14 protein-coding genes and 1 pseudogene are annotated in these 24,236 nt (G+C 75.3%); 14 read left to right on the forward strand and 1 reads right to left on the reverse strand.

The window, feature by feature from the left end; translation table 11 throughout:
* Positions 1-374: 374 nt before the first annotated feature.
* A pseudogene (locus IO40_RS37185) lies at positions 375-935 on the forward strand (type VII secretion system-associated protein); the annotation flags it as partial.
* A gap of 236 nt (positions 936-1,171) precedes the next feature.
* Entirely contained in the window at positions 1,172-2,809 is a 1,638-nt protein-coding gene (locus IO40_RS35015; RefSeq protein ID WP_031176230.1) for an RICIN domain-containing protein, read from the forward strand.
* Between the two features lie 718 nt (positions 2,810-3,527).
* Here IO40_RS35015 and IO40_RS37765 read toward each other — a convergent pair.
* On the reverse strand, positions 3,528-3,848 hold the full coding sequence (locus IO40_RS37765; protein WP_016470346.1) for a hypothetical protein: 321 nt from the start codon (positions 3,846-3,848) through the stop codon (positions 3,528-3,530).
* Positions 3,849-7,802: 3,954 nt separating this feature from the next.
* Between IO40_RS37765 and IO40_RS0125815 the strand changes: the two genes are divergently transcribed.
* From IO40_RS0125815 to IO40_RS37200, 12 genes are all read left to right on the forward strand, one after another.
* Positions 7,803-8,807 (forward strand): hypothetical protein, encoded by a 1,005-nt coding sequence (locus tag IO40_RS0125815; protein WP_135567300.1) that lies wholly within the window; start codon positions 7,803-7,805, stop codon positions 8,805-8,807.
* A gap of 452 nt (positions 8,808-9,259) precedes the next feature.
* Positions 9,260-10,300, forward strand: coding sequence for an RICIN domain-containing protein (locus IO40_RS0125820; protein WP_157846451.1), 1,041 nt, complete (start codon positions 9,260-9,262; stop codon positions 10,298-10,300).
* A gap of 516 nt (positions 10,301-10,816) precedes the next feature.
* Entirely contained in the window at positions 10,817-11,320 is a 504-nt protein-coding gene (locus IO40_RS39060) for a choice-of-anchor C family protein (protein ID WP_234336627.1), read from the forward strand.
* Positions 11,321-12,183: 863 nt separating this feature from the next.
* Positions 12,184-12,993, forward strand: a complete 810-nt coding sequence (locus IO40_RS0125830; RefSeq protein ID WP_041969308.1) for a thioesterase II family protein — start codon at positions 12,184-12,186, stop codon at positions 12,991-12,993.
* Between the two features lie 253 nt (positions 12,994-13,246).
* The gene (locus IO40_RS37770) at positions 13,247-14,428 is read left to right on the forward strand and encodes an LmbU family transcriptional regulator (protein WP_016470353.1); all 1,182 of its coding nucleotides are present in this window, start codon (positions 13,247-13,249) and stop codon (positions 14,426-14,428) included.
* 421 nt (positions 14,429-14,849) lie between these two features.
* Positions 14,850-15,311, forward strand: a complete 462-nt coding sequence (locus IO40_RS0125840; protein WP_051173520.1) for a YbaK/EbsC family protein — start codon at positions 14,850-14,852, stop codon at positions 15,309-15,311.
* Between the two features lie 78 nt (positions 15,312-15,389).
* Positions 15,390-16,193, forward strand: coding sequence for an HMG-box domain-containing protein (locus tag IO40_RS0125845; protein WP_016470355.1), 804 nt, complete (start codon positions 15,390-15,392; stop codon positions 16,191-16,193).
* A 4-nt stretch (positions 16,194-16,197) separates the two neighbouring features.
* Positions 16,198-17,967: a non-ribosomal peptide synthetase gene (locus IO40_RS0125850; protein ID WP_031176235.1), complete on the forward strand. Its 1,770-nt coding sequence runs from the start codon at positions 16,198-16,200 to the stop codon at positions 17,965-17,967.
* Positions 17,964-18,626, forward strand: coding sequence for a helix-turn-helix transcriptional regulator (locus IO40_RS39910; RefSeq protein ID WP_031176236.1), 663 nt, complete (start codon positions 17,964-17,966; stop codon positions 18,624-18,626). Before IO40_RS0125850 ends, IO40_RS39910 begins: the two co-directional genes overlap by 4 nt.
* Positions 18,626-21,331: a condensation domain-containing protein gene (locus IO40_RS0125860; protein ID WP_016470359.1), complete on the forward strand. Its 2,706-nt coding sequence runs from the start codon at positions 18,626-18,628 to the stop codon at positions 21,329-21,331. Before IO40_RS39910 ends, IO40_RS0125860 begins: the two co-directional genes overlap by 1 nt.
* A 70-nt stretch (positions 21,332-21,401) precedes the next feature.
* Positions 21,402-21,617, forward strand: coding sequence for an MbtH family protein (locus IO40_RS0125865; protein WP_016470360.1), 216 nt, complete (start codon positions 21,402-21,404; stop codon positions 21,615-21,617).
* 14 nt (positions 21,618-21,631) lie between these two features.
* Positions 21,632-24,236: beta-ketoacyl synthase N-terminal-like domain-containing protein (locus tag IO40_RS37200; protein WP_031176237.1), on the forward strand; the 2,605-nt coding region annotated here is incomplete at its 3' end.

Here is a 24,236-nt window from a genome sequence, read left to right on the forward strand (position 1 = left end):
TCAGTTGCCCGAGGTCCGGAGACCGGTTCGTCCCGGTGTCCGCGCCCCGGTGTCCCGGCTCGTCCCGGTGAGCGAGTCACGGGCTGCCGGGCGTACCGGGGCACGGGATGCCTCGGGGGACGCGGCGGGCACCCTGGGTGGCCCGCGGGGGCGCGCCCGTATCACCGACCATGCCGAGCATTTCCAGCAGTCAGCCAGCCGGCCCAGTGAGCGAGGACAGCATGAGCGACAACGGCGCTTCCGCCACGGCGACCCCCTCGGAGACGGACGAGCCGCCGACCGGTTCCCCGGAGACCGGGCCGGACGCCGCGGAGACCGGGCCGGACGCCGCCGGGGCGTCCGCACCCCCCGCGGGCGACGAGACGGCGACCGCGATGTCCGACGACGCGGTACCGGAACCGCCCGAGGAGTTCGTCAAGGCGGCCAAGCTCGCGCCGAACCACTGGCTGTACCTGACCGATCCCGCCTGGCAGGGCGAAGGCCCGCCGCCGGACTGGGCCGTGGTGGGCCAGTGGCGCTCCGACGACGACGGCGAGATCGTGGAGTGGCAGGACAACGAGAACTACCGGCCCTCCCCGGAAGCGCTCGGCTGGCCCGAACCAGAGGACGACGTGGACGCCGCCATCCAGCTGGCCACCACCGGCTACGGCCCGGCGGAGGACGTCACCGCCGCCCTCGCCAAGGCGGAGGTGGCGGTGCTGGTCACGGCGGACGGCGAGCCCGTCAGCGCTTCGGCGCCGGACGGCACCCCGGTGGTCCCCGTCTACACCTCGCCCCTGTACCTGCACGCGGCCGGCCGCCTGGGGTTCGAGCGGGTACGGGTGCCCGCGCTGCTGGAGCGGCTGCCGGAGGGGCACAGCCTCAGCATCAACAGCTCCGCCGCGGTCAGCATGGTGATGACCACGGACGGCCTGGCGGACGTGGTGGCCGCCGCTGCGGAACAGTCCGAGGAGCCCTCGGCGGAGGAGCCCGGGGCGGCCCGCACGGCCACGGTGGGGACGGCCACGACGGATGCGGTGCCGGACACCGGCACCGTGCCGGACACGTCCACGATGTCCGCGGCGTCCGCGGCGTCCGCGGCGGAGGGTGCCGCAGGCGGCGGTACGGCGGCGGCCGGTGCGGAATTGCCGGGCACGCAGGGGATTCCGCACGCCGATGACGGGGAGAGCCGGTGACCGACCCGGCCGACAGCGCGCGTCGCCGGCAGGCCCCGCCCGCCGGCCCCGTGGTGCGCCGCGCCGTCACCCTGACCGATGCGGTGGCCGCACCGTCCGGGGAACTCGCCCCCGCCGAGCCCACCTCTCCCGGGGCAGGACGGGACGGTGACGGCCTGCGCGGCGGTACGAGGATCGACGGGGCGACGGTGGACGTGGCGGCCGTCCTCACCGGGGACCCGACCGCGCCCCGCACGGAGCCCGCCACCACGGGAAGCGCGATCACGGAGCCTGCTGCGGGGAGCGCCACGGGAGCGCCGTCCGGACCGGCGTCGGGGCCGGCTGCCGCGCCGGCGCCCGGCAGCGCCCCCGGCCCGGGGGCCGACACCGACGCGCGGCCGAAGGCGCCCGCCACCGCCCCGAGGACCGCGAGCACCGCGACGACCACGGCCACCACGCACGCCGCACCCGCGCCGAAACCGGCCACGCCCGCGACGGAGCCGGCAGCGTCCGCATCAAAACCGGCCGCATCTGCGGCCGAGCCGACCACCCTCGCGGGGAAGCCGACCACACCTGCGGCGAAACCGGTCACGCCCGCAGCCAAGTCGGCCGCATCCGCAGCGAAGTCGACGACGCCTGCGGCGCGTTTCGCCGCCTCCGCGACGACGAAGGCCACGGGCCGGACCGCGGCCGGGGCGGCGGCGGTGGCCACGGCGACGTCACCGCCTCCGCCCACCCGAAGCGACCCGGGCCCCGCCGGCGGTCCCCCGAGGGGCCGTCCGCCCAAGGCGGTGCTGGCCGGACTCGCCGTCGTGGGCGCGCTGCTGATCGCCGTACCCTTCCTCCTCCTCGGCGGTGGTGACGACGAGGAGAAGAAGCCCGCCGCGCGCACCGGGAACGCCCCGCACGCGTCAGCTCCGACCGGGCCCGGAGCCGACGGGGCGGACGGCAAGGGCACCGAGGACGGCCGGCAGCACCCGGGCGACAAGGACGGCCAGCACGGTGACGACGGCAAGCACGGTGCGAAGAAGTCCGACGGTGCTGCGGGCACCGAGAACGGCCGGGCCGGACACGGCGGCGAGGGGCACCCCGCCTCCGGGGGAGCGCCCGACGCGGGGCAGGGCACCAAGACGTCTCCGGGCCACAGCGGCGGGTCCAGCAACAGCACGGTGTCGTCGGCCGGCACCGACTACTCCACCCGCAAGAACGTCCGCATCAAGAACGCCTTCTACGGATACTGCGCCGACATTCCCGGCACCGGCCCCGGACAGCCCGACGGACCGGTCAACGTGGACACCTGCGCGGGCGGTTCCCCCGACAACCAGCGCTGGGACTTCGTCCGCCACGGGCGGCGCGGCGGCTCCGGCGGTGCCTACCTCTTCGAGATCCGCAATCGCACGGACGGCAGGTGCATGGACCTGTCCGGTTCCGGACGCCTGCCGGCAGGCACCCTGGTGATCGAGACCGCGTGCGCGGGCAAGGGAAACCAGCTGTGGTGGGCCGAGAAACGCGGCGGAGGCCGCCTGTGGCTGCACAACTCCGGCAGCGGACAGCAGTGTCTGAACGTGCAGGGCGCGGCCGGCGTCGCCAACATCAACGCCCGGCTGGAGATCCAGCCCTGCCGCGGCGGTGACGACCACGAGTGGAAGCTGTAGGTGTGCGGCCGTCGGCGGACTCCGGTCATCCGCCCGCCATCTTCACTCCGTACACTCCAAGCTTCCTGGAGTGGCAGGTCACTTCGCTCCCGTACGAGGACCGACCAGGTGACCGCGTCATGAAACGAGAACCCGGGTCTGTGCGCCGCACCGGCCGGGGCGGGTACGAAGGAGAGACGACGTGAGCCGTTCCGGCGGTGGCCGGTCGTGGTGGTTCGGCGGTCGGGGCAAAGCGGAGCGGGCGGCCGGGCGGTCCACCGCGTCCGCCGCCCCGCCGAAGGACGCCGACGCCACTGAACCGGAGAACGGCGCGCCGCTGCTCGCCGAGGAGTACGGTGCGCTGGTCCTGCTGCGCGCCGCCCACGACACCACGATCAGCCAGACCGATGTCAACGAACTGTCCGACCTGCTCGGCGCCGAAGAGGGCATCACCACCGTCGTCACCGGCGCGGTCGGCCCGGGCGGCGCCTCGGCGGAGGAGTTCTGGCCGCGGCTGAGCGAAGTGTTCGACACCGTACGCGGGGAGGGCACGCGCACGGTGCGGCTCGTCATGTCCGGCGCGGGGGAGGACCTGCCGGAACGGCCCTCCGTCGCCCGGCGGGTGGCGGACGCCTGGGAACTGGAGGTGATCGCCCCGGACGGCGAGGTCCAGATCGTCCCCGGCGGCTCCCTCTTCGTCCGCCCCGACCCGCCCGGGGCCCGCGGCTGGTGGAGCTTCTCACCCGGGGCGCGGCCCGTCGCCCTGGGCACGCGCCAGCCCGCACCCGCCTGGCAGGACGGCATCGAGCAGGTGCCCGAACGCACCGACAGCGGCTGCGTCATCCACCAGATACCGGCCGGACTGCTGGCCCGCTCCCCGCACGCGGCCGAGCCGGAACGCGGCGACCTGGCCTACTCGGTGCCCGTCGATCCCCGCGGCCCGACCGTCCTGGTGGGCGTGCCGCAGGGCGGGGACGTCTCCGCCACCGACGTACGCCAGGTGCTCGGCGCACTGCCCGCCTCCCTCCGCTCCCGCGTCCGCCTCGCCCCCGGCAGCCACCGCGACATCCTGCGCATCGGCCAGTCGGCCGCCGACATGCTCGACAGCGAGATCGTCGTCTACACCGGCATGCCGCTGCTCACCCCCAGCGCCCCCTCGGAACGCGGCACCGCACGTGCCGTACTCGTCGGCGTCGACGGCGCCCCCCGGTGGCGTCCCTTCGTCGACGCGGTGCTGTGCGCCCCGGCCCGCGAGGGCGAACCGGCGCCCGCCCCGCGGCTGCTCCGCTGGACCCCGCCCGTACCCGGCCAGGCCAACGTCGAACAGGGCATGGTCCGGCTCTCCGGCCGATGGCGGGCCACCGTGACCCGCGCCGGACTGTGGATCACCGACGGCGAGAGCACCGGCCCCGACACGATGGCGCCGCCGCACCCGAAGACCCGCGAGGTGGACGCCGAGGGACCCGCCATCGAAGTGGGCCGCCCCGGCGAGGAGATCGACGCCTCCCTGTGGCCGGAACTCTCCCGGGTCCTGGCCGGCCTGGGCCCCGACCTGCGCGGACGGGCGCGACTGTACGTCCACGGCACCGCGACGGACGGCGGCCGGGCGCTGCGGGCGCTCGCCGCGCAACACGGCGTGCGCACCCTGCGCTTCACGCCCCGCCGGGCGTCCGCGTCCCGTCCCGCCCCCTCGGGGGCCGCACCTTCCGCCCCCGGCACGCCCTTCGCCGCGCCGAGCGCGCCTCCGACATCCGGCACGCCCCTCGCCGGCCACGGCGCGCCCCCGCCGCCCACGGCGTCTGCGACGGCCCCGCCCGGCGCCCCCGCCACGCCGTTGGGGGCGTCCGCCCCGCCGCCTGCGGCACGGGGCAACTCCGCCGCGCCGGGCACCACACCCCCCGCCGGCCCCGGCCCCCACGGCCCTGCCCACCCGTCAAGGCCCACCGCCCGAACCCCCGGCGGCCCGACGGGCCCGGCTCCCCGGGTGCCTGGCGCCCCCGCGGGGGAGGGGGCGCAGGGTGTTGCCGGCCCGCCTGGGCCGGGTTCGCGGGGGCCTGGCGGTCCGCCTGGGCCGGGTTCGCGGGGGTCTGGTGGTCCTGCGGGTTCCGGTTCGCGGGGGCCTGGCGGCCCTGCGGGCCCCGGTTCGCGGGGTGCCGGTCGGCCGGGCGTGTCCGGTTCGCGGGGTGTTGGCCCGATGGAGCCGGGTGTGCAGGGTGCTGGTGGTCCGGCTGGGCCTTCGCGAGTGCCTGGCGGTCCGGCAGGTTCCGGCCCGCAGAATGCCGGTCGTCCGGCGGCATCCGGTCCGCCGGTGCCGGGTCAGTCCCCGGCAGCGGGTCGGCCTCCGGCCTCTGGCCGACCTCCGGCGGCGGGTCGGCCTCCGGCCTCCGGTCCGGTTCCCGGTGGCCCGGATCGGCCCGGTGGTTCCGGTTCCGGGCGGCCTGGTGCGGCTGGGCCAACTGCCGGACCCGGGGCAGCCGGTGGTCCGGTCGCCTCCGGCCCGCAGGCCCCTGATGGCAGGACGGTGCCCGGTCCGCACACTCCTGACGGCCCGTCAACGCCTGGCCCGCAGGCCCCCGCCGGCCCGGCGGAGCCGGGTCCGCGGGACTCCGGCAGGCCCGGCGCGTTCGGCACTCCGCCTCCCGGACGTCTCCCGGCGCCCGGCGGTCCGGGTGTGTCCGGTCCGCAGGCTCCGGGTGCTGATCGGGGGCCGGTTCCGCGAGTTCCGGGTGGGGGCCCGAAGTCGGGCGGAGCGCCGGGCGGTTCCGCCGTACCCGGTGGGTCGACGGCAGGGCGCTCCGGTGGGCCGGACCGTGTGCCCGACCTGCCCGGTGGTCCGGGTGTGTCCGGTCCGCGGGTTCCGGGTGCCGATCAAGGGTCAATTCCGCATGTCCCGGGTGGGGGCCCGGGGTCGGGTCGTGCGCCGGGTGGTTCTGCTGTGCCCGGTGGGCCGGCGGCCGGTCGCTCCGGTGGGCGGGGCCGTGCGCCCGCCCCGTCCGGCGGCCCGGCGGGCTCGCGCCCGCAGGGGCAGGGGCCCGGTCGTCCGGCCGGACCTGTCCCGCCTGCCCCTGAGCGTCCCCCGGCGTTCGGTCCCGTTCCGGGTGTCCCGGACGATCCCGACGGCTCGGGCCCCGCGCGGCCTGGCGCGGCCGGGTCGGCGACGGACGCGTCCGGTGGGCCGGGCGCAACCGGGCCGCAGACTGCCGGCGATCCGACGGCGGAGCCCGTCCAGCCAGCTCCGGGTGGTCCGGAGGAGCCGAGCAGCCCCGATCCCACACAGCGCACGGCACCCGGCGCCCCCGCAGCGAGGCAGCCCGGGCACCCGGATTCCGCCGCAGGTGCCGCCGGGGGTCGGGCGGAGCCGTCGGCCGAACCGCCCGCACCGGCGGGCGAGTCGGCCGCGTCGCCGGGCGGGGCCCCGGCCCCGTCCGGTCCCGACCCGGTTCCGCCGCCGGCTCCCGTCCGCCCGCCGATGATGAGCGTGTCCTCGGGGCCGGGGGGCCCGGACGTGCGCCCGTCCACGCCGCCCGCCGAGCCCACGCCCGGGCCCGGCGGCGGCACCGCGCGCCCGGGGCCCACGCGCGGTTCGCGGACCGGCACGGTGCCGGACGCCGACCGTGAGGTGCCACCGGGCCCCGCGCCGGGCGCCGACCGGGACAGTGGCACGGCACCCGACGCCGGACGCGACTCCGCGCCTGACGCGCCGTCAAATACGGAGAAGGAACGGTCCGGCGGCGGTGTGCCGGAGCGTTCGCGCAAGCCGTCGTCCGAACCGCGCAACGTCGGTCCGGACGAGGGCCCGGTACGGGCGCCCGAGCCGGGCGCCGGTCCGGGACCGTCACGTATGCGGGCCCCGTCGTCCACCGGACGGCCCGAGTGGCCCGAGTACTTCGTCCCGCCGAAGCGTCCGGAACCCGCCGCGCCGGAGGGCGAGGGGCCCGGGGACTCTCGACGCCCCCGTGTTCCGGAGCGTTCCGCACGGCCGGAGGGGCCGACGCCTGCGGGTGTCCACCCGTCGGGCCCGGTGCCGCCCGCGCCGGAGCGCTCCGTACCCGAACGGTCGGCGTCCGGGCGGCCCGGGACGGACGGGCTCGAACAGTCCGGTGGAGCGACGAAGCCCGCGCCTCCGCGACCGCCGCGTACCGCGCCTGGGCCGGGGCCGGATGACGCCCCGGAGCGCAGGAGGGACGTGCCGGGCGCCGCTCCGGACGCGGCCCCCGCGTCCGGCATCGCGCCGGAGGGGGAGGGACCCGAGCGGTCCCGGCGTCCCGGTGCGCCGGAGCGTCCTGCCCCGCCGGAGCGGCGCATACCGGACGCTCCGTCGGAGGGCCCGGCGCCCACCGGTTCCCGGCCTGAGCGGCCGACTTCTGCTGGACCCCGGTGGGAGGGCCAGGCGCCCAGCTCTGCCCGGTCGGAGGGTCCGGCGCCCACCGGTTCTCGGTCGGAGAGGCCAACCCCTCCAGCCGGACCCCGGTCGGAGGGCCCGGCGCCTGCGCGTTCCCGGACGGAGCGGCCGACTCCTGCTGGGCCCCGGCGGGAGGGTCAGACGCCCTCTGCCCGGTCGGAGGCGCCGGCGCTTACGGGCTCCTGGCCGGAGAGGCCGGCTGCCGGGCCCGGGCCGGAGGGCCAGGCGCCCAGCTCTGCCCGGTCGGAGGGTCCGGCGCCCACCGGTTCTCGGCCGGAGAGGCCAACCCCTCCAGCCGGACCCCGGCCGGAGGACCCGGCGCCCGGCGCTACCCGGTCGGAGGGCCCGGCACCTACCGGTTTCAGGCCGGAGCGGCCGACCCCTCCAGACGGACACCGGCCGGAGAGCCGGGTGCCCGACGCCGCCCGGCGGGACGGCCCGGCGCCCACCGGCCGCCGGCCGGCAGGCTCCGAGCCCGCCGGTGCACGGTGGAAGGCACCGTCCACTGACGGTCGGGAGGGACCGGTGTCGCCCGCGCCGTCCCCGGCAACTGGGCGCCCCGGGGACGTGGCAGCTCCTCCGCCGCCGCGTCCCACGCCCACGGCGTCCGCCGTGCCCACGGCGAGCGGCACGCCCACCGCGTCGGACGCTCCTCCTCCCCCCAGCGATCCGGTGCCCCCGGCACGCCCCGCGCCCGGGACGCGGCGTCCCACCCCGGCAGAGCCGCCCGCCGGAGGGGAGGCGCCCGCCAAGGCGGAGCCGGCCACCCCGGCGGCGCCGCCGGCACCGAGCCGTCCCCCCGTACGGCTCGGCCCCCTGCTGCCGGCGCCGTTCCGGCCCGGGCACAGCAGTACCCAGGCCGAGCGGGAGGCGTTCCGGGCACTCGCGGAGGGCGAGTGGGACCGGCACGGCACCGCCGTCGCCCGTCTGCTGTCCCGGATGCCCGTGCTGCGCGGGCAGGAGCAGGAGGCGGCCCGCGCGGACCTGATCGCGCTGCACATCTATCTGCACACGACCGAGGGCCCGTTGAGCCCGGAGGAGCTGACGCGGGCGTTGCACGAGGGGGAGGAGCGGCTGTTGCCGTACGCCGCCTGTGTGGCCTCCGGACTGCGCCGCATGCCGTCGTACCGCGGGATCGCGCTCCGCGGTGCGGGGGAGACGGACGGGCCGGACGGCGGCGTCATGGAACCCGGCGTCCTGTTGCGCGACCCTGCCCCGGTGCCGGTGCTGCCTCTCGGCACCGGCGCACAGCGGCCGGGTGGTGCGCAGTACGCCGTGTGGTCGGTGACCGGGCGCCGTGTGCGCCAGCTCACCGACCGGACCGGTGCCGGAAAGGCCCGGGACGAGGTGGTGTTCCCGCCGGGCACCCTGCTGCGGGTGCTCGACGTGCGTGAGGAGGGCGGTGCGCCGCTGACCCTTCTGCGCGAGGTTCCCCACACCGGGCCGGACATCCAGGCCCGCCATGTCGGCGCGGAACTCGACGCCGACGACCGTGCGGCGCTCGACCGGCTGGAGGAGGCACTGCGCGCCCGCCCCGTGGCGCCGGGCGGCTCCGGCTGGCCGCGGCTGTGCACGGGATCGCTGGAACGGGCCGTGGGCCGCCCGCCATCCGACTGAACTGGCCCAACAGGAACGGAGACTTGATGCCACAAGAGGACAAGAAGGGGTTGATAGGGCCCCAGGTGCGGCGTGCTGTCACGATGCGTGGCACGAACGCCCGGCCGGAGCCCACGTCACTGCGTCCACGGTCGTCCGCCGACGCGGACTCCGGGCGTACGCAGAAGCCGGATGTCTCCGGACATGCTGACGAGCGCGACGGCGGGGAGCCGACGGTCGTGATGACGTCGTCCTCGTCCGTGGCGGAAGCGTCCTCGTCCGAGTCCGCTTCCGCCGGGACCGCCCCGGCCCGGCCGGCCGGGGAACCGGCCGAGAAGTCCGCGGAGAAGCCGGCGGCAGAAAAGTCGGCGGAGAAGCCGGCAGAGAAGTCGGCGGAGGAACCGGCGGAGAAGTCGGCGGAGAAGCCGGTCGGCAGACCAGCCGGAAGAGCCGCCGGAAGACCTGCCGGAGGCGTGACCGGGGAGTCCGTCAAGGCGGACGGGGAGCCGGCCAGGACGTCGGCGTCCACCCGCAAGAAGGTGGAGGAGAACAGCGACGCCGCTGTCGGTTCCCTGATCGCGACGGGGAGCGGGAGCCCGCCCGGCGCGTCCAGGGGCGACACCGGTACGGGCGGGGACGAACCCCCCTCGGGCCGTCCCACGAAGGCGCTGCTGGCCGCGGCGGGCATCGGCGGCGCACTGCTGATCGCGGTGCCGCTGCTGATCATCGGTGCGCACCGGGAGGACGAGACGAAGCCCGCGGCCGTGGCCGAGCAGAAGTCGGACCGGGTTCTCCCGCCGGACGACGGACGGAGCCGGCCGGGGGTCTACGCCCCCAAGTCGCCGGAGGCCGAGAAGAAGAAGGCGAAGGAAGAATCGCCCAAGAAGGAGGAGAAGGCGGAGGAGGAGACAGCTCCGCCTCCGCCGCCGCCCTCGGACTCGGCCAAGGAGGCCGACGAGGTCAAGAAGGAGGACGACGACAAGAAGAAGCCCAGGAAGAAGCGGAAGGAACTGGCGGTGTTCCGCGCCGCCTCGGCCAACTACGCGAACAAGAAGCACGTTCTGCTCAGGAACCTCGAGTCGAACCTGTGCGCCGACATCCCGAACTTCGGGAAGGGCAAGCCGGACGGTCCGGTCAACCAGTTCCACTGCCGCGACACCGACAAGGACAACCAGATCTGGGACTTCGAGGTGAAGTACAAGGGCGACGGACCCCGGTCCACCGACCTCTTCCAGATCAGGAACCGCAAGGACGGGCTGTGCATGGACCTGCCGAACTTCGGCGGCCAGCCCCGCGGTACGCGTGTCTCGGAGTACCACTGCGACGGCACCAAGCAGGACAACCAGCTGTGGTGGCTGGAGCCGCGCGGTAAGTCGACGTTCTGGATCCACAACTACGCCAGCAACCACCAGTGCCTCGCGGTGGTGCACGGTCCGAACGTCAAGCCGGTCGACGCGCGGCTGAACATCCAGCCGTGCCAGAACGGCGACGGCTTCAGGTGGAAGCTCCGCTGACGGCGGACGGCCCCTGAACAAGTGCCGGGCCCCCTGGAATTCCCCCCGGAGTCCAGGGGGCCCGGTCGCGGGTGCGACCGGCCCAGGTGCGGGGAGCCGCCCGTGTGCGAGGAATCGCCCGGGTGAGAGGAGCCGCCCGTGTGCGCGGGGCGCCCTGGATGCGGGGAGCCGCCTGCTACAAGGACCCACCCGATGCGAGGACCCGCCCGGTGCGAGGGCCGGCCGCTGCCCGGCCCGAAGACGCCGCCTTCACACGTGGCCGGATTCGCAGCCGCGTGCCGGGGTGGGGGAGCGGCGCGCGACGGCAGGTGTGCCGGTGGCCTCACCTCCGGGCGCCGTCTCCCTCACCTGGTCCGGGGGTGGTTCGCGCAACAGACTGCATGTGCTCCACCAGCACTCTCGAACCCCTTCTCTCCGGGAGGAACACATGGTGGCCATACGCGCGTACGTCACGACGTCGCCGCCGCCGGCCTGCTCGCGCTGGCGCCCAGCGCCGCGCTGGCGGCACCGACCGCGTTGGACGACGGCAGCTTCGAGTACCCGGTCGCGCCCGCGAACTCCTTCAACGCGCTGAAGGCGGGGCAGACCATCGGCCCGTGGTCGGTCGACAGCGGATCGGTGGACCACATCGGCAAGGGCTTCTGGCAGGCGGCCGACGGCGACCAGTCGGTCGACCTCAACGGCGGCGGTCCCGGCAAGGTGTCGCAGACCATCAGGACGACGGCCGGCAAGACCTACACCGTCTCCTACGCGCTCGCCGGGAACCCCGAGGGCAACCAGGGGCTGAGGACCGGGCGGGTCCTGATCGACGGGCAGAACTTCCAGGACTTCTCGTTCGACACCACGGGCAAGACCCGCGCGAACATGGGCTACGTGGGGCGCCAGGTGACGTTCGTGGCCACCGGTGCCACCACGACGCTGTCGTTCGCCAGCACCTCGGCGACCGGCGCCTACGGCCCGGTCATCGACGACGTCCGGGTCAAGAGCGGCTGCTGCTCCTGCTCCACCTGCTCCGACTGACACCCCACCCCCAGCACACGCGGCAGCCGCAGCACCCGCACCACTCGCGGCATCCGTACGCCACCCGCCGCATCCGCACCACCCGAAGGGCCCCGGCCACCGCGCCGGGGCCCTTCCCGCGCCGCGGGGCGCTCGCCCCGGGGCGAGCGGCGGCGGCCCGAGGCGGCGCCGCCGGCGCAGGGGCCGTGCGCGGGTGTGGGAGATTCCGGTGAGATATGTCACCGGCGTTGGCCGTTTGTCGGCGGGCGGGACGGGATCGGGGGCTGTTGTGGGAGGTCGTCGCCGTTGCGGGGGGTGGGACGGGGAACGTCCCGGTGCAACGACCCTGATGCTGCTGGTCGTTGACCCTCGTGTCACTCAATAGGTAGCCTCGGTCGCCGACTGTGATGGTGGTCGGCCGGTGTGTGCGCCGTCGACCGCGATCACCAGCGACGACGGGGGCAAGGGCGCTCACCGTTTGCGTCACGGTGCGGTCAGCCACTAAAGGGGGAACGGGGTGTCTTTCCGGGCGAACCGGTGCCAGGGGGCGGTCCTCGTCAGACGGTCCCCGGCTCGCCCACCGGCCGAGGTGAGCGACTGTTCTGCGGTGCTGCCGCACCCGTGTGTCCGTCCTTGTTGCCGTACGGGACTCGGCCGCCCGCATGCCGGCTGCCGTATCCGCCCACGTGCCGACCGCTGTTTCCGTCCGCGTCCGGGCCTGCGGCCTGCCGTACGGCGCACCTGTCCTCTCCGGCCGGCGCCGTCCTCGGCTCCGCCGCCCGCCGCGCGCGGGGGCGCTCCCTTCTAGCGCCGTCCGCCCAGCGGTTCCCCCTCTCCCTCTCGCTCGCCGCCCCGCCCCGCCGGGGCGCACGATGCTGCGCGGCATGGCCGCCCGGCTTGATCGGAGGTGCTCTTCCGTGGCCCCGTCCCCCCACTCCGGACTCTGGTTACGTCTCTACCGGCCCGCGTCCGAGGCCCGTACGCGGCTCGTGTGTTTCCCGCACGCGGGCGGATCGGCCAGCTATTACCACTCCGTCGCCCGCACGCTGGCGCCCCACATCGAGGTGCTGGCCGTGCAGTACCCGGGGCGGCAGGACCGGCGTCATGAGCCGCCGGTCGCCTCGTTGGCCGAGCTGGCCGCCGCTGTGGACGACGCCCTGGGTCCCTGGCTGGACAAGCCCTACGCCTTCTTCGGGCACAGCATGGGCGCGCTGCTCGCCTTCGAGGTCGTGCGCCGGCTGGAGGACCGCGGCGAGCGGGGCCCCCACCGGCTGTTCGCCTCGGGGCGCCGGGCACCTTCGTGTCCCCGTACGGAGAACATTCATCTGCGCAGCGACCAGGGGATCGTGGCCCATCTGAAAAGGCTGCGGAGCACCGATCCGATGCTGCTGGAGGACGAGGAACTCCTCGCGATGTTCCTGCCCGCGTTGCGGGCCGATTACAAGGCGGTGGAAACCTACGAAGGCAGCCGTGCCGATGTCGGTTGCCCGGTCACGGTATTCAGCGGGGAGAGCGATCCGCTGACGACCCGGGCGGAGGCGGAAGCATGGCACGCCCATACCCGGCGGGAGGCGGAGGTGCTCTTCTACCCCGGCGGTCATTTCTTCCTCGACGACCATGCGGCCGAGGTGCTGGAAGTGATCCGGAAGCGCACCGCCCAGGACCAGGACAGCCCCCACGAGTTCTCGTCGTGAATCGGGCCACGAGTGCCGGAGGGGCGCGTTCCGGAGAGGTTTTCCGGTTCCGCGCCCACCGGCTGCGCCACCCGGACGGTGATGGAACGGGTATGGAACGGAAGGTTACGGTGACATGCGCGACCGGCACGAGTACAGCACGGGAACATTGGCACGGCGTGGTCCTGCGAAAACGCGGAGACAGAGACCTTCGGAGGTATCCGAGTGGGGCGGCCCGCTCGAATTCCGGGGCGTGCGCACATCGGAGATCGGGATGTCGATCTCCGACGGGATCACGTTCGACTCCTGGAGCCGTCTCGGTGATTACGTCTCGGTCGTGGCGAATTCCTCGGCATGGTGGCTCGGTGACTGGCTGGTGTACGGGCAGGAACGTTTCTCCAATCGGTACCGCCGGTGCATAGAGGAGTCGTCCCTCGACTACCAGACGCTGCGCAACTACGCCTGGGTCGCCCGGAACGTCCCGCTGTCCCGCCGGCGGGACGGACTGAGCTTCCAGCACCACGCCGAGGTGGCGTCCCTGCCCGCCGACGAGCAGACGTACTGGCTCGGGCGGGCGTTGGAGGAGAAGTGGTCCCGCAACGCGCTGCGGGCGCAGATCCGGGCGGGACGGGCCGCGGTACGGGCGGCGACCAGCCAACTGCTGCTGCGGCTGCGGGTTCCGCAGGGGCGGGAGGAGGTGTGGCGGAAGGCCGCCCAGGAGGCGGGCCTCGACTTCACCGACTGGGCCGCCCGCGAACTCGACCGCGCCGCCCGGCTCACCGCGGTGGGAGCCGCTGAGGGCGCCGCGGCGGTGAACGCGACCGGCGGTGCCGGTGCCGGTGCCGGTCTCGGTGCCGGTGCGTCCGCCGCCCTGGAAGCTGCGGCAACGGCCGATGCCTCCGTCGCTGCCTCCGCTGATGCCTCCGCCGGTGCCGGAGCGTCGGCCGACCCCGGTGGCGGTGCCGGAAATGCCGGTGGCGGTGCGGGCTGCGGTGCCGGTGTTGGGGCCGGCGGCGGTGCCGACGCCGGTACGGGGACGACCGCCGGCGGCGGCGTGCCCGGTGGTACCGGTGCGTCAGGCGATGCCGGTGCGCCCACCGGTTCGGGAGTGGTCACCGCTTCGGAAGCGCCGGTCGGTTCGCAAGTGTCCGCAGGTTCGGACGTGCCCGCCGCTCCGGGTGGGGCCACTGCCGCGGGCGTGCCCGGCGGAGCTGCCGCAGCCCCGGCGCCCACGGCAGGGAGCGCTCCCGCAGCGGCGTCCCCGGCGGCGGGTCCCTCGGAGCCGGCGCCCGGCATGCCGTCCGGTCCCGCCATCGACGCGGGGGCGGGCGTCACACACACGCCCGGCGAAGTGGCCTACGCCTCGGGCCGGCTCGGCGAAGGCGCGCCCGGCGGAGACGCCCCGGCGCCGGGGCCCTCCGTCACGGGCTCCGAGGACCGGGAGGCGCACGACTGACGGTGCGTGCGGGGCGGGGGCCGGCCGGAACACCGTCCGGCCCCCGGACCCCGGCTCCGGACCCCGACCCAGGCCCCGAACCCCCGCCCCGATCCCAATTCCTGACCCCGGCTCCGGCCCCCGGACCCCGCCCTGGTCCCGAATCCTGACCCCGGCCCCCGGCCCCGGCCCCGGACCCGGACCCTGGCCCCAGCCCCGAACCCCGACCGCCCGGCCCCCGACCGTCCCGAACCCTGGCCCCCGGCCCGGTTTCCGCGGTCTTTCGTGCGCCGCCCTTTTCCTACCCCTTTTCTTTCTGTGAATCCTTGCCCGGGACGGGAATCCCGGTGTCGCATGGGAAACCCCCGGAGGGATTCTCCGGGTGCGGCCGTGTGCGACCGTCTCGGGTGAGGGAATGAATAATTCGACGTACCGTCGTCTGATGCAGGTGCTGGTCGATTCGTCGGTGGACTATCGCGTCATCCATCACCGTGCCGAGGGCCGGACGGAGCGGGCGAGCGTCCTTCGCGGGCATCCGCTCGCCAGCGCCGCGAAATGCATGGTGGTGCATGTCAGGCATGAGCGCGAGAACCGGCATGTGGTGGCGGTACTGCCCGGTGACCGGCGGGTTGACTACCGGAAACTGCGGCGGGAATTCGGAGCGGTGGACGTCCGGATGGCTGACCGTTCGGTCGCCGAGGAACTGACGGGCTGCCAGTCCGGGTGCATCATTCCCTTCTCCTTCGCGGACGAGCTGTCCGTGGTTTTCGATCCGTCCTTGTTGCTGCCGCGGGAGGTGTACTTCAACGCGGCGCGGCTGGACCGGTCGATCGGGCTCAGGCCGGATGACTTGGTGTCGCTGGTCAGGCCGCGGATCGCCGACATTTCCAAGGCGGAAAAATAGGGGTTCTCCGCCGCCTGGGCGGGCACTAGCGTTTGGCCCCGGTGCTGGCCCGCGAGAGCAGGGAGTTGAGCAGAGAAGATGACCGAGGCCGTTAATAATTGGGCAAAAATCGGTGACGGTCCCGAGGAGGAAACCGTGCTCGCGGTGGACTTCGACGTCACGGGACGGCTGGAGGCGAATTTCCGGGATCTGGTGGGCCTCCTGTCGGAACCGGTCGCGGTCTGGCAGACGGTCCCGCCGGCGGAGAGCTACCGCCGCATGCTGACGACGGAGGACTATCTGGCGTGGTGGCGGGAGTACCCCGAAAAGGGCCGCAAGCCCGTCGGGACGGTGCTGGGCTACTGCGTGGGCAGCGTCTTCGCCGCCGAGCTGGTCGACGAGATCGAGAAGACGCAGGGCAGCAGGCCGCGCATCCTCCTCTTCGATCCGGAGATGCCCAACACGCTCAGCCTGTACCGGGACTTCGGCAAGGTCACGGAGATGATGTCCGTGCTGTCGGCCGAGGAGAAGCAGCAGCTGCTGGCGCGGGCCGAGGAGGTGCGGGCCGAGCACGGTGAGGAGTTCGACACGGTCAGCGCCCGGCTGATCGAGCTGTACGAGGAGGCGGGCGGCGCGGCCTTCGAACGGCTCGGTCTGGACGAGGACCTGGGCGCCGAACTGCTGGGCCTCTTCCGGGCGTACGTCTCCTACCTGGCCGCCGCCCGGAAGCTGGACCCCTCGCGGGGCTGGGGCGAGGCGACCGCCATCACCTCGGCCGGGTCGAGCACGGGGGCGCGGCAGGCGGTGAAGGAGCTGCGGTTCGAGGCGAGCCACGACGAGCTTCTGCGCTCCCCGGACGCCGCGGCGGCGGCCGGGGCGATACTGCGCGCGAAGGGGGAGTGAGGCGGTGACCGGGCAGGTCGTCATCCTGCCGGACTCCTTCGAGCGGCAGGCGGCGCGTACCCCCGACGCGGTCGCGCTGGTCGACGGTGAAGAGGTGACGTACGCGCAGCTCGACGCACGCGCGAACCGGCTGGCCCGGCTGCTGGCGGGACAGGGGCTGGGTGCGGGCGACGTGTGCGCGGTCCTGCTGGGGCGTTCGGTCGAACTGGTCGTCTCCGTGCTGGCCGTTCTCAAGACGGGTGCCGCCTACGTCCCGGTGGACCCCGAGGATCCGGCCGACCGGGTCGAGTGGGTGCTGTCCGACTCGGCGGCGCGCGTGGTCCTCACCTCGGCGTCGGCCGGTGCCGTCCCGGTGCCGACCGGGGACGGGGACGGGGACGGGCCTCCCGTGTGGCGCTGGCACACCCCGGAGTTCGACGAGGCGCTCGCCGCGCAGGGTGACGGTCCGCTGCTCGACGAGGAGCGGGTGCGGCTCCGCGGGCCCGGGGACGCGGCGTACGTGATCTACACCTCCGGCTCGTCGGGCAGGCCGAAGGGGGTCGTGGTCGAGCACCGGGCGCTGAGCGCGTATCTGACGTACGCGCGGGACAGCTACCCGAGTGTGGGCGGGCTGTCCCTGCTGCATTCGTCGGTGTCGTTCGACATGGCCGTCACGACGCTGTACGCGCCGCTGACGGCGGGCGGCACCGTGCGGATCACCGATCTGACCGACGCCCGCCCCGGGGACGGTGTTCCCTCGCCCACGTTCTTGAAGGTCACGCCCTCGCACCTGGCGCTGCTGCGGGACGCCGCACCGCACTGTTCGCCCTCGGGGCAGCTCGTCGTCGGCGGGGAGATGCTGACGGGGACGGCGCTGGACAACTGGCGCCGTGCCAACCCGGGTACGCAGGTCGTCAACGAGTACGGCCCCACCGAGGCGGCCGTCGGCTGCTGCGTGTTCACGGTGGCGCCCGGGGACGGGGTGGAGCCCGGGGCGGTGCCGATCGGCTGGCCGACGCCGGGTACCCGGCTGTACGTGCTCGACGCGGAGCTGAACCGGGTGGAGCCGGGGCGGACCGGCGAGTTGTACATCGCCGGTCAGCAGCTGGCGCGCGGCTATCTGAACCAGCCCGAGCTCACGGCGGCCAAGTTCGTGGCCGACCCCTACGGTGCGCCGGGCAGCCGGATGTACCGGACGGGAGACCTGGTCCGGCAACGCCCCGACGGCGAACTGGAGTTCCTCGGGCGCCTGGACGACCAGGTGAAGGTGCGCGGCTACCGGGTGGAGCTGGGCGAGGTGGAGGCGGCCGTCGCCGGTCATCCCGCCGTGCGCCACGCCGCGGTCACCGTGCGGGAGGACCCCGGTCGCGGGGCGCGGCTGGTCGCCTACGCGGTGCCGGAGGCGGGCCAGAGCCCGGAGCCGGAGGAGATCCTCAAGCACACCGGCAGCCGGCTGCCGGACTACATGGTGCCGTCCGCCGTGGTGCTGATGCGGGCGCTGCCGCTGACCACCAACGGCAAGCTCGACACCAAGAAGCTGCCCGCGCCCGACTTCTCCACCCGCACCGTCTACGCGGAGCCCCGCACGGCCGCCGAGCGGACGCTGTGCGACCTGGTGGGGGAGCTGACCGGCGTCGTACGGGTCGGCCTCGACGACGACTTCTTCGCCCTGGGCGGCGACAGCCTCCTGGCGGCCCGGCTCGCCTCGCGGGCCCGCAAGGAGGGCATGGACTTCTCCCTCCGCGACATCCTGCACAAACGCACTGTCCGCGCTCTGACCGGTGATGCCAAGTGACCGACAGCACCACCCCTTCCCCCCTCCCCACCACCGGCACAGGAACAGACACAGGCACCGGCACAGGCACCGGCCGGATCGTGCTGCCGGTCCACGCGCGGAGACTGCCCCGGCGGCAGACGGCGGCCGGGGCGCTTCGGGCGCTGGCCCGTACCGCGTCGCCCGTCCCGGAGGCGGGAGCCGGACGCTCCCCGCTGGCCGAGGCGTTGCAGGGCCTCGGCGCCCTGTCCCCGGCCGCCGCCCCGGCGTCCCCGGCCGCCCCGGTGCGGCCGGTCCCCGCCGCCGGCGTGCCGCCGGTCGCCCCCGCGCCGTCGGGCGCGACGCGGCCGGCCGGCGGTGCCCCGGGGCCGGCCCGGCGGGACGCCGCGGCGCCGCGCCCCGGCGGGTCCCGTACCGCGCCGCTGCGGCTGGCGGGCCTCTCGCCCGCCGAGTCGCGGGTGGCCGCGCTCGCCGCGGCCGGCTACTGCAACCGGGAGATCGCCCGACGGCTGTTCATCACCGTCAGCACCGTCGAGCAGCACCTGACCAAGGCATACCGGAAACTCGGCGTGGCCTCGCGGGCCGACCTGCCGGCGCCCGCCTGGCGCGGTGAGGAGCCCGGCGAGCCCGCCTCGTACGGACGGGGCCGGGTGGCCCGCGGAAACGGAGAGCTGTCCTGATGACGAGCAGTGCGACGCGCCGCGAGAACGATCTGTGGCTGCTGGAGACGCTGGTGCCCAAGACCGCCGTGAACAACCTGTCGGTGGTCTTCGAGGTGACGGGCCGGCTCTCCGCCGGGATCCTGCACCGCGCGCTGGACGACGTGGTGCGCCGGCACCGGGCGCTGCGGACCGTCGCGCGGGTGGGCGAGCGGGGCCTGGAACTGGACGTGCGCGAGGACGTGGAGATCACCCTCGACGTGCACCGCGTCGAGGACGAGCCGGCCGTGGGCGAGGAACGGCTGCGGCGCTGCATCGCGCAGCCGTTCGCCCTGGAGGGCGGCCCGCTGCTGCGCGCTGCACTGTTCAGCGGCACGGAGCGGGACACCGTCTGCCTGGTGGCCCACCACCTGGTGTTCGACGCCATGTCGGGCGGGGTCGTGCTCCAGGACCTGGTGACGGCCTACGAGGCGCGCGCCGCGGGCGCCTCGCTGCCCGACACCTTCGCCGAGGGGCTGTGGCTGCCGGAGCGCGAACCGTCGGCGGAGAGCCTGGAGTTCTGGAAGCGGCACCTGGACGGCTACCGCGCGGACGGGCTCGGCCTGTGGTGCGACAAGGACGGCGACCCGGCCGTGACGCTGGCCGGCGACGTGCACCACCACGTGCTGTCGCCCGAGGCCGACGCGGCGGTGACCCGCCTGCGCCGTGCGCTGCGGGCGCCGAAGGCCGTGGTGCTGCTGAGCGCCTACTACCTGACGCTGGCCCTGCACGGCGCGGGCCCCGACCTGGTGGTCGGGGTGCCGGCCAGCACGCGGGACACGGCCTCGCAGCAGGCCGTGGGCTACCACGTCAACATGCTGCCGCTGCGCTCGCGGCTCGGCGCGGACCGTACCGTGCGCGAGGTGGCCACCGAGGTGCGTGCCGCCTTCTTCGAGGCGCTGGCCCACCCGGACGTACCGGCCGAGACGTTCCTGCCGCAGGACCGGGGCGACCGGCCCGCCTGGCGCAACACCCTCTTCCGGCACGTCTTCAACTACGTGCCCACCGACTTCCGCAACACCTTCACGCTGGCCGGCCTGCCCGCCGTGCAGCGCCTGGTGGAGAACGGCACCAGCAAGTACGACCTGGAGTTCTTCGCGTCCGAGTCGGCGGACACCGCTCTGCTCAGCGTGCTGTTCAACACCCAGGTGCTGGACGCGGCCGACGTGACCGCCCTGGTGGCCCGCTACGACGAACTCCTCGCCCGTCTCCCCGAGGAGCTGGACACGCCCGTGGGCCGGCTCTCCTGCTGGAGCGGCGCGGACCGGAGTGCCGTGCCCGCCGCAGAACCGGCCGACGGCCCGGACAGCCTGTACGAGGCGGTGCGCCGCACGGCGGAGTCCGCCCCCGAGCGGATCGCGGTGCGCACCCGCGCGGGCGACCTGGACTACGCCGCACTGTGGCGGCACGTCACCGCGGAGCAGGCCCCGGCGCTCGACGACGAGCGGGCCGCCGGCGCCGTCACCGCCCTGCGCGCCCTGCGCCAGGACACCGGGGCCGCCCCCGCCGAGGGGGAGGCGTCCGGTGCGCCGGCCGCCACCGTGGCGAGGCGCGTGGCCGCCACAGCCGTCGGGCTGGCGCGCGCGGTCGGCGCCGGGCCGGGCACCACGGTGCGCTGGGCCGCCCCGGCGGGCAGCCCCGAGAGCACCACCGAACTGTTCCTGGCGCTGGCCTGCGGCGGCACCGCGGCCGGCACGGACGACGCCAAGGACGCCGCCGTCCTGCTGTGCACCCCGCACCGGGCGGCGGACCTGCCCGGTGCGGCGGGACCGCTGACGGGACGGAAGGTGCTCGTCGCCGGGGAACCGCTGCCGCCCGCCGTCGCCGCGCGGCTCCTGGCCGAGGGTGCCGAGGTCCACACCGGTTACCGGCCGGAGGGCGAGCCGCACTGGGTGGCCGTACGCCGCGTCACCACCGCCGAGGGCGCCCAGCGCATGGGCGGGCAGCCGCTGGCCGGGGCGGCGCCGAGCGTGACGGGCCCCGACGCCCGGCCGCTGCCGCCCGGACTGCGCGGGCGGCTGGCCCTCGCCGACGAGGGGGCACCCCGGCTGACGGCTCAGACCGCGCGCTGGCGGACCGACGGCACCCTGGAGGTGTTCGGCGCCACCCCCGCCCGCCGGGCCGAACTCGCCCTGCTGGAGCGCCCGGAGGTCGCCGCCGCCGCTGCCGCGCCGGTGCCCGCGCCGGACGGCTCGGACACCGCCGTGCTGACCGCCTGGGTGGTGGCCGCCGACGGGCCGGGCCGCGACGACCGCGCGCTCGCCGACCTGCTGCTGGCCCACTGCGCCGCGACCCTCCCGGCCGCCGCGGTACCCGAGGCCCTCGTCACCGTCGAGGCCCTGCCGCTCAAGGACGGGCACCCCGACCGCGAGCGGCTCGCCGCCGAACACACCGGTCGGCCCGCGGACGGCGGCGAGGGCAGCGGTGAGCCGGCCGCCGATGAGGAACTGACCGCTTCACTGGTGCGCGTCTGGGGGGAGTTCCTGGACACCGCCGGGCTGGACGCCGACGCCAACTTCTTCACCGAGGGCGGCCACTCCCTGCTGGGCGCGCAGCTGGTGCAGCGCGTCAAGAAGGCCACCGGCGCCGCCCTCCGCCTCGCCGACCTGTTCGCCAACCCGACCCCCCGCGCCTTCGCCGCGCTGCTGAGCGGGCCCGAGCACCGCGTCACCGGCCCCGTCGTCTGACGGGAGGCGGCCGGCCCGCCGCACGCACCGCGTCCATGTCCACCACCTGCCCGACAGGAGCCGTTCCGCCATGCCCGACGGTCCGTTCGACGACCCTGAAGGCCGCTACACCGTGCTGGCCAACGACAACGCCGAACTGTCGCTCTGGCCCGCCTGGCGCCCCGTCCCCGACGGCTGGCGCGCCGTCCTCGCCGAGACCGACCGCCAGGCGTGCCTGCGGTACGTGGCGGCCCACTGGCGCGTCACCACAGCGCAGCACGCACCGACGCGCAGCGTCCACGCCTGAGACCGGGGGAAGAGATGTCCGATCACCACACGCCCGAACCGCGCTCCGCCGCCGACACCTCAGCTGCCGCCACGCCCGCGGCCTTCACCTCGGCGCCCTTCGCCTGGCCGCTGTCGGGCCGCGGCCCGGGCACGCCGCACACCCAGGCCCGGCTGCTGCACGAGCACGTGACGCGGCACTCCGGCTGGACGGCCGGTGCCGTGGCCGAGGCGCTGCGCGGAGCCGGCACCGGCCGCGGCCACCGCGCCGTGCTGCTCGGCGCCGACGAGGAGCAGCTGACCGCCGCCGCCCGCGAACTGGCCGAGGGGCGGCCGGTGCCGGGCGCGGTCACGGGTGAGGCGGTGTCCGGCGGCCTGATGTTCGTCTTCCCCGGGCAGGGCTCCCAGTGGGCGGGCATGGCCGCCGGTCTGCTGGAGATCTCACCGGTGTTCGCCGCGGCGATCCGCCGTTGCGAGGAGGCGCTGGAGCCGTGGACCGACTGGTCGCTGACCGCCGTCCTCAGGGGTGACGCGCAGGCGCCGCCGCTGGAGACGGCCGACGTGGTGCAGCCGGCGCTCTTCTCCGTCATGGTGGCCCTGGCCGAACTGTGGCGCTCGGCGGGGATCGCACCGGACGCGGTGGTGGGGCACAGCCTCGGCGAGGTGGCCGCCGCCCACGTCGCGGGCGCGCTCGGCCTGGAGGACGCGGCGCGGGTCGTGGCCCTGTGGAGCAAGGCGCAGGCCACGCTGGCGGGGGCGGGCGAGATGGTTTCCGTCCTGCTGCCGGAGGAGGAGGTGCGCGAGCGGCTGGCGCCCTGGGAGGGGCGGCTCACCGTCGCGGCGGTCAACAGCCCCGCCGCGGTGATCGTCTCCGGGGACGCCGACGCCGCCGCCGAGATGCTGGCCCGGTTCACCGAGGACGGGGTGCAGGCACGCCGTATCGAGGTGGGCCTGGCCGCGCACTCGCCGCACATCGACGCGATCGTGCCCCGGCTGCGCGAGGACCTGGCGCCGATCCGGCCGGCGGCCCCCACCGTGCCGCTGTACTCGTCGCTGGCGGGCGGGCTCCTGGACGGCCGGCCGACGGACGCCGACTACTGGTGCCGCAGCCTGCGCAGCACGGTGCGGTTCCGGCAGGCCGTGGCCGCGGCGGTCGCCGACGGCCACCGGCTCGCCGTCGAGATCAGCCCGCACCCGGTGCTGACGGCGGCCGTGCAGACCACCGCCGAGCACGACGGGCAGCAGCTCGTGGTGCAGGAGACGGTGCGCCGCGGCGCGGGCACCCCCGAACGGTTCGTGCAGTCGCTCGCCGAGCTGTACGTGCGCGGTGCCGAACCGGACTGGGCGGCGCTCCGCGCGGCGGACGAGGCCCCCGCCTGGGAGGGCGCGGCTCAGCTGACGCGGGCCGTGCACGAGGCCGGTGAGCGCTGGGAGGCCGGCCCGGCCGAGGGGGTCGGTGCCGAGGAGGACGGCGAGGCCGCGCGGCTGCGCGCCCTGCCGGCCGCCGAGCGGCGGCGCCGGCTGCTCGACCTGGTGCGAACGCAGGCCGCTGCCGCGGCAGGCCGGCCGGGTGCCGCCGCGCTGGACGCGCGGCGCCCGTTCAAGGAGCTGGGGTTCGACTCGGTGATGGCGGTCGGCCTGCGCAACCGGCTGCGGGCCGCGCTGGGACTGGCACTGCCGACCACTCTCGTCTTCGACCACCCCACGGCCGAGGCCGTCGCCGCCCACCTGGACACCCTCGTGACGGGCGAGCCGGCCGCGGGCGCCGCGGACGACGAGCTGCCGGCGGCCGGGCCGCAGGCAGCCGACCCGGACGACCCCGTGGTGATCGTCGGCATCGGCTGCCGGTACCCGGGCGGTGCGGACGGTCCGGAGGAGCTGTGGCGGCTGGTGCGTGAGGAGACCGACGCGGTCACCGCCTTCCCCACCGACCGCGGCTGGGACACCGAGGGCGCCTACGACCCGCACGGGCGCGGCGCCGGCCGCTACTACCAGCGCGAGGCCGGTTTCCTGGCCTCGGCGGCGGAGTTCGACGCCGCCTTCTTCGGGATCAGTCCGCGTGAGGCGCTGGCGATGGATCCGCAGCAGCGGTTGCTGCTGGAGACGTCGTGGGAGGCGCTGGAGCGGGCGGGCATCGACCCGGCGTCGCTGCGGGGCAGCCGCACCGGCGTGTTCGTCGGCGCGATGACGATGGACTACGGTCCGCGTGCCTTCGAGGCCGGAGAGGAGACCGGCGGCTACGTCCTGACCGGCACGACGGGGAGTGTGGCCTCGGGCCGGGTGGCGTACACGCTGGGGCTGGAGGGTCCGGCGGTGACGGTGGACACGGCGTGTTCGTCGTCGCTGGTGGCGCTGCACCAGGCGTGCCAGGCGCTCCGTCAGGGCGAGTGCGAACTGGCCCTCGCGGGCGGGGTGACCGTCATGCCGAGCCTGAGCATGTTCGTGGAGTTCTCCCGGCAGGGCGGGCTGGCCCCCGACGGCCGCTGCAAGGCGTTCGCGGACGGTGCCGACGGCTTCGGCCTCGCCGAGGGCGCGGGCATGGTCGTGGTGGAGCGGCTGTCGCGTGCGCGGCGGTTGGGTCATCGGGTGCTGGCGGTGGTGCGGGGGAGTGCGGTCAATCAGGACGGCGCCTCCAACGGTC

The organism is Streptomyces albus subsp. albus, from assembly GCF_000725885.1.
GTDB classification, from domain to species: Bacteria; Actinomycetota; Actinomycetes; order Streptomycetales; family Streptomycetaceae; genus Streptomyces; species Streptomyces albus.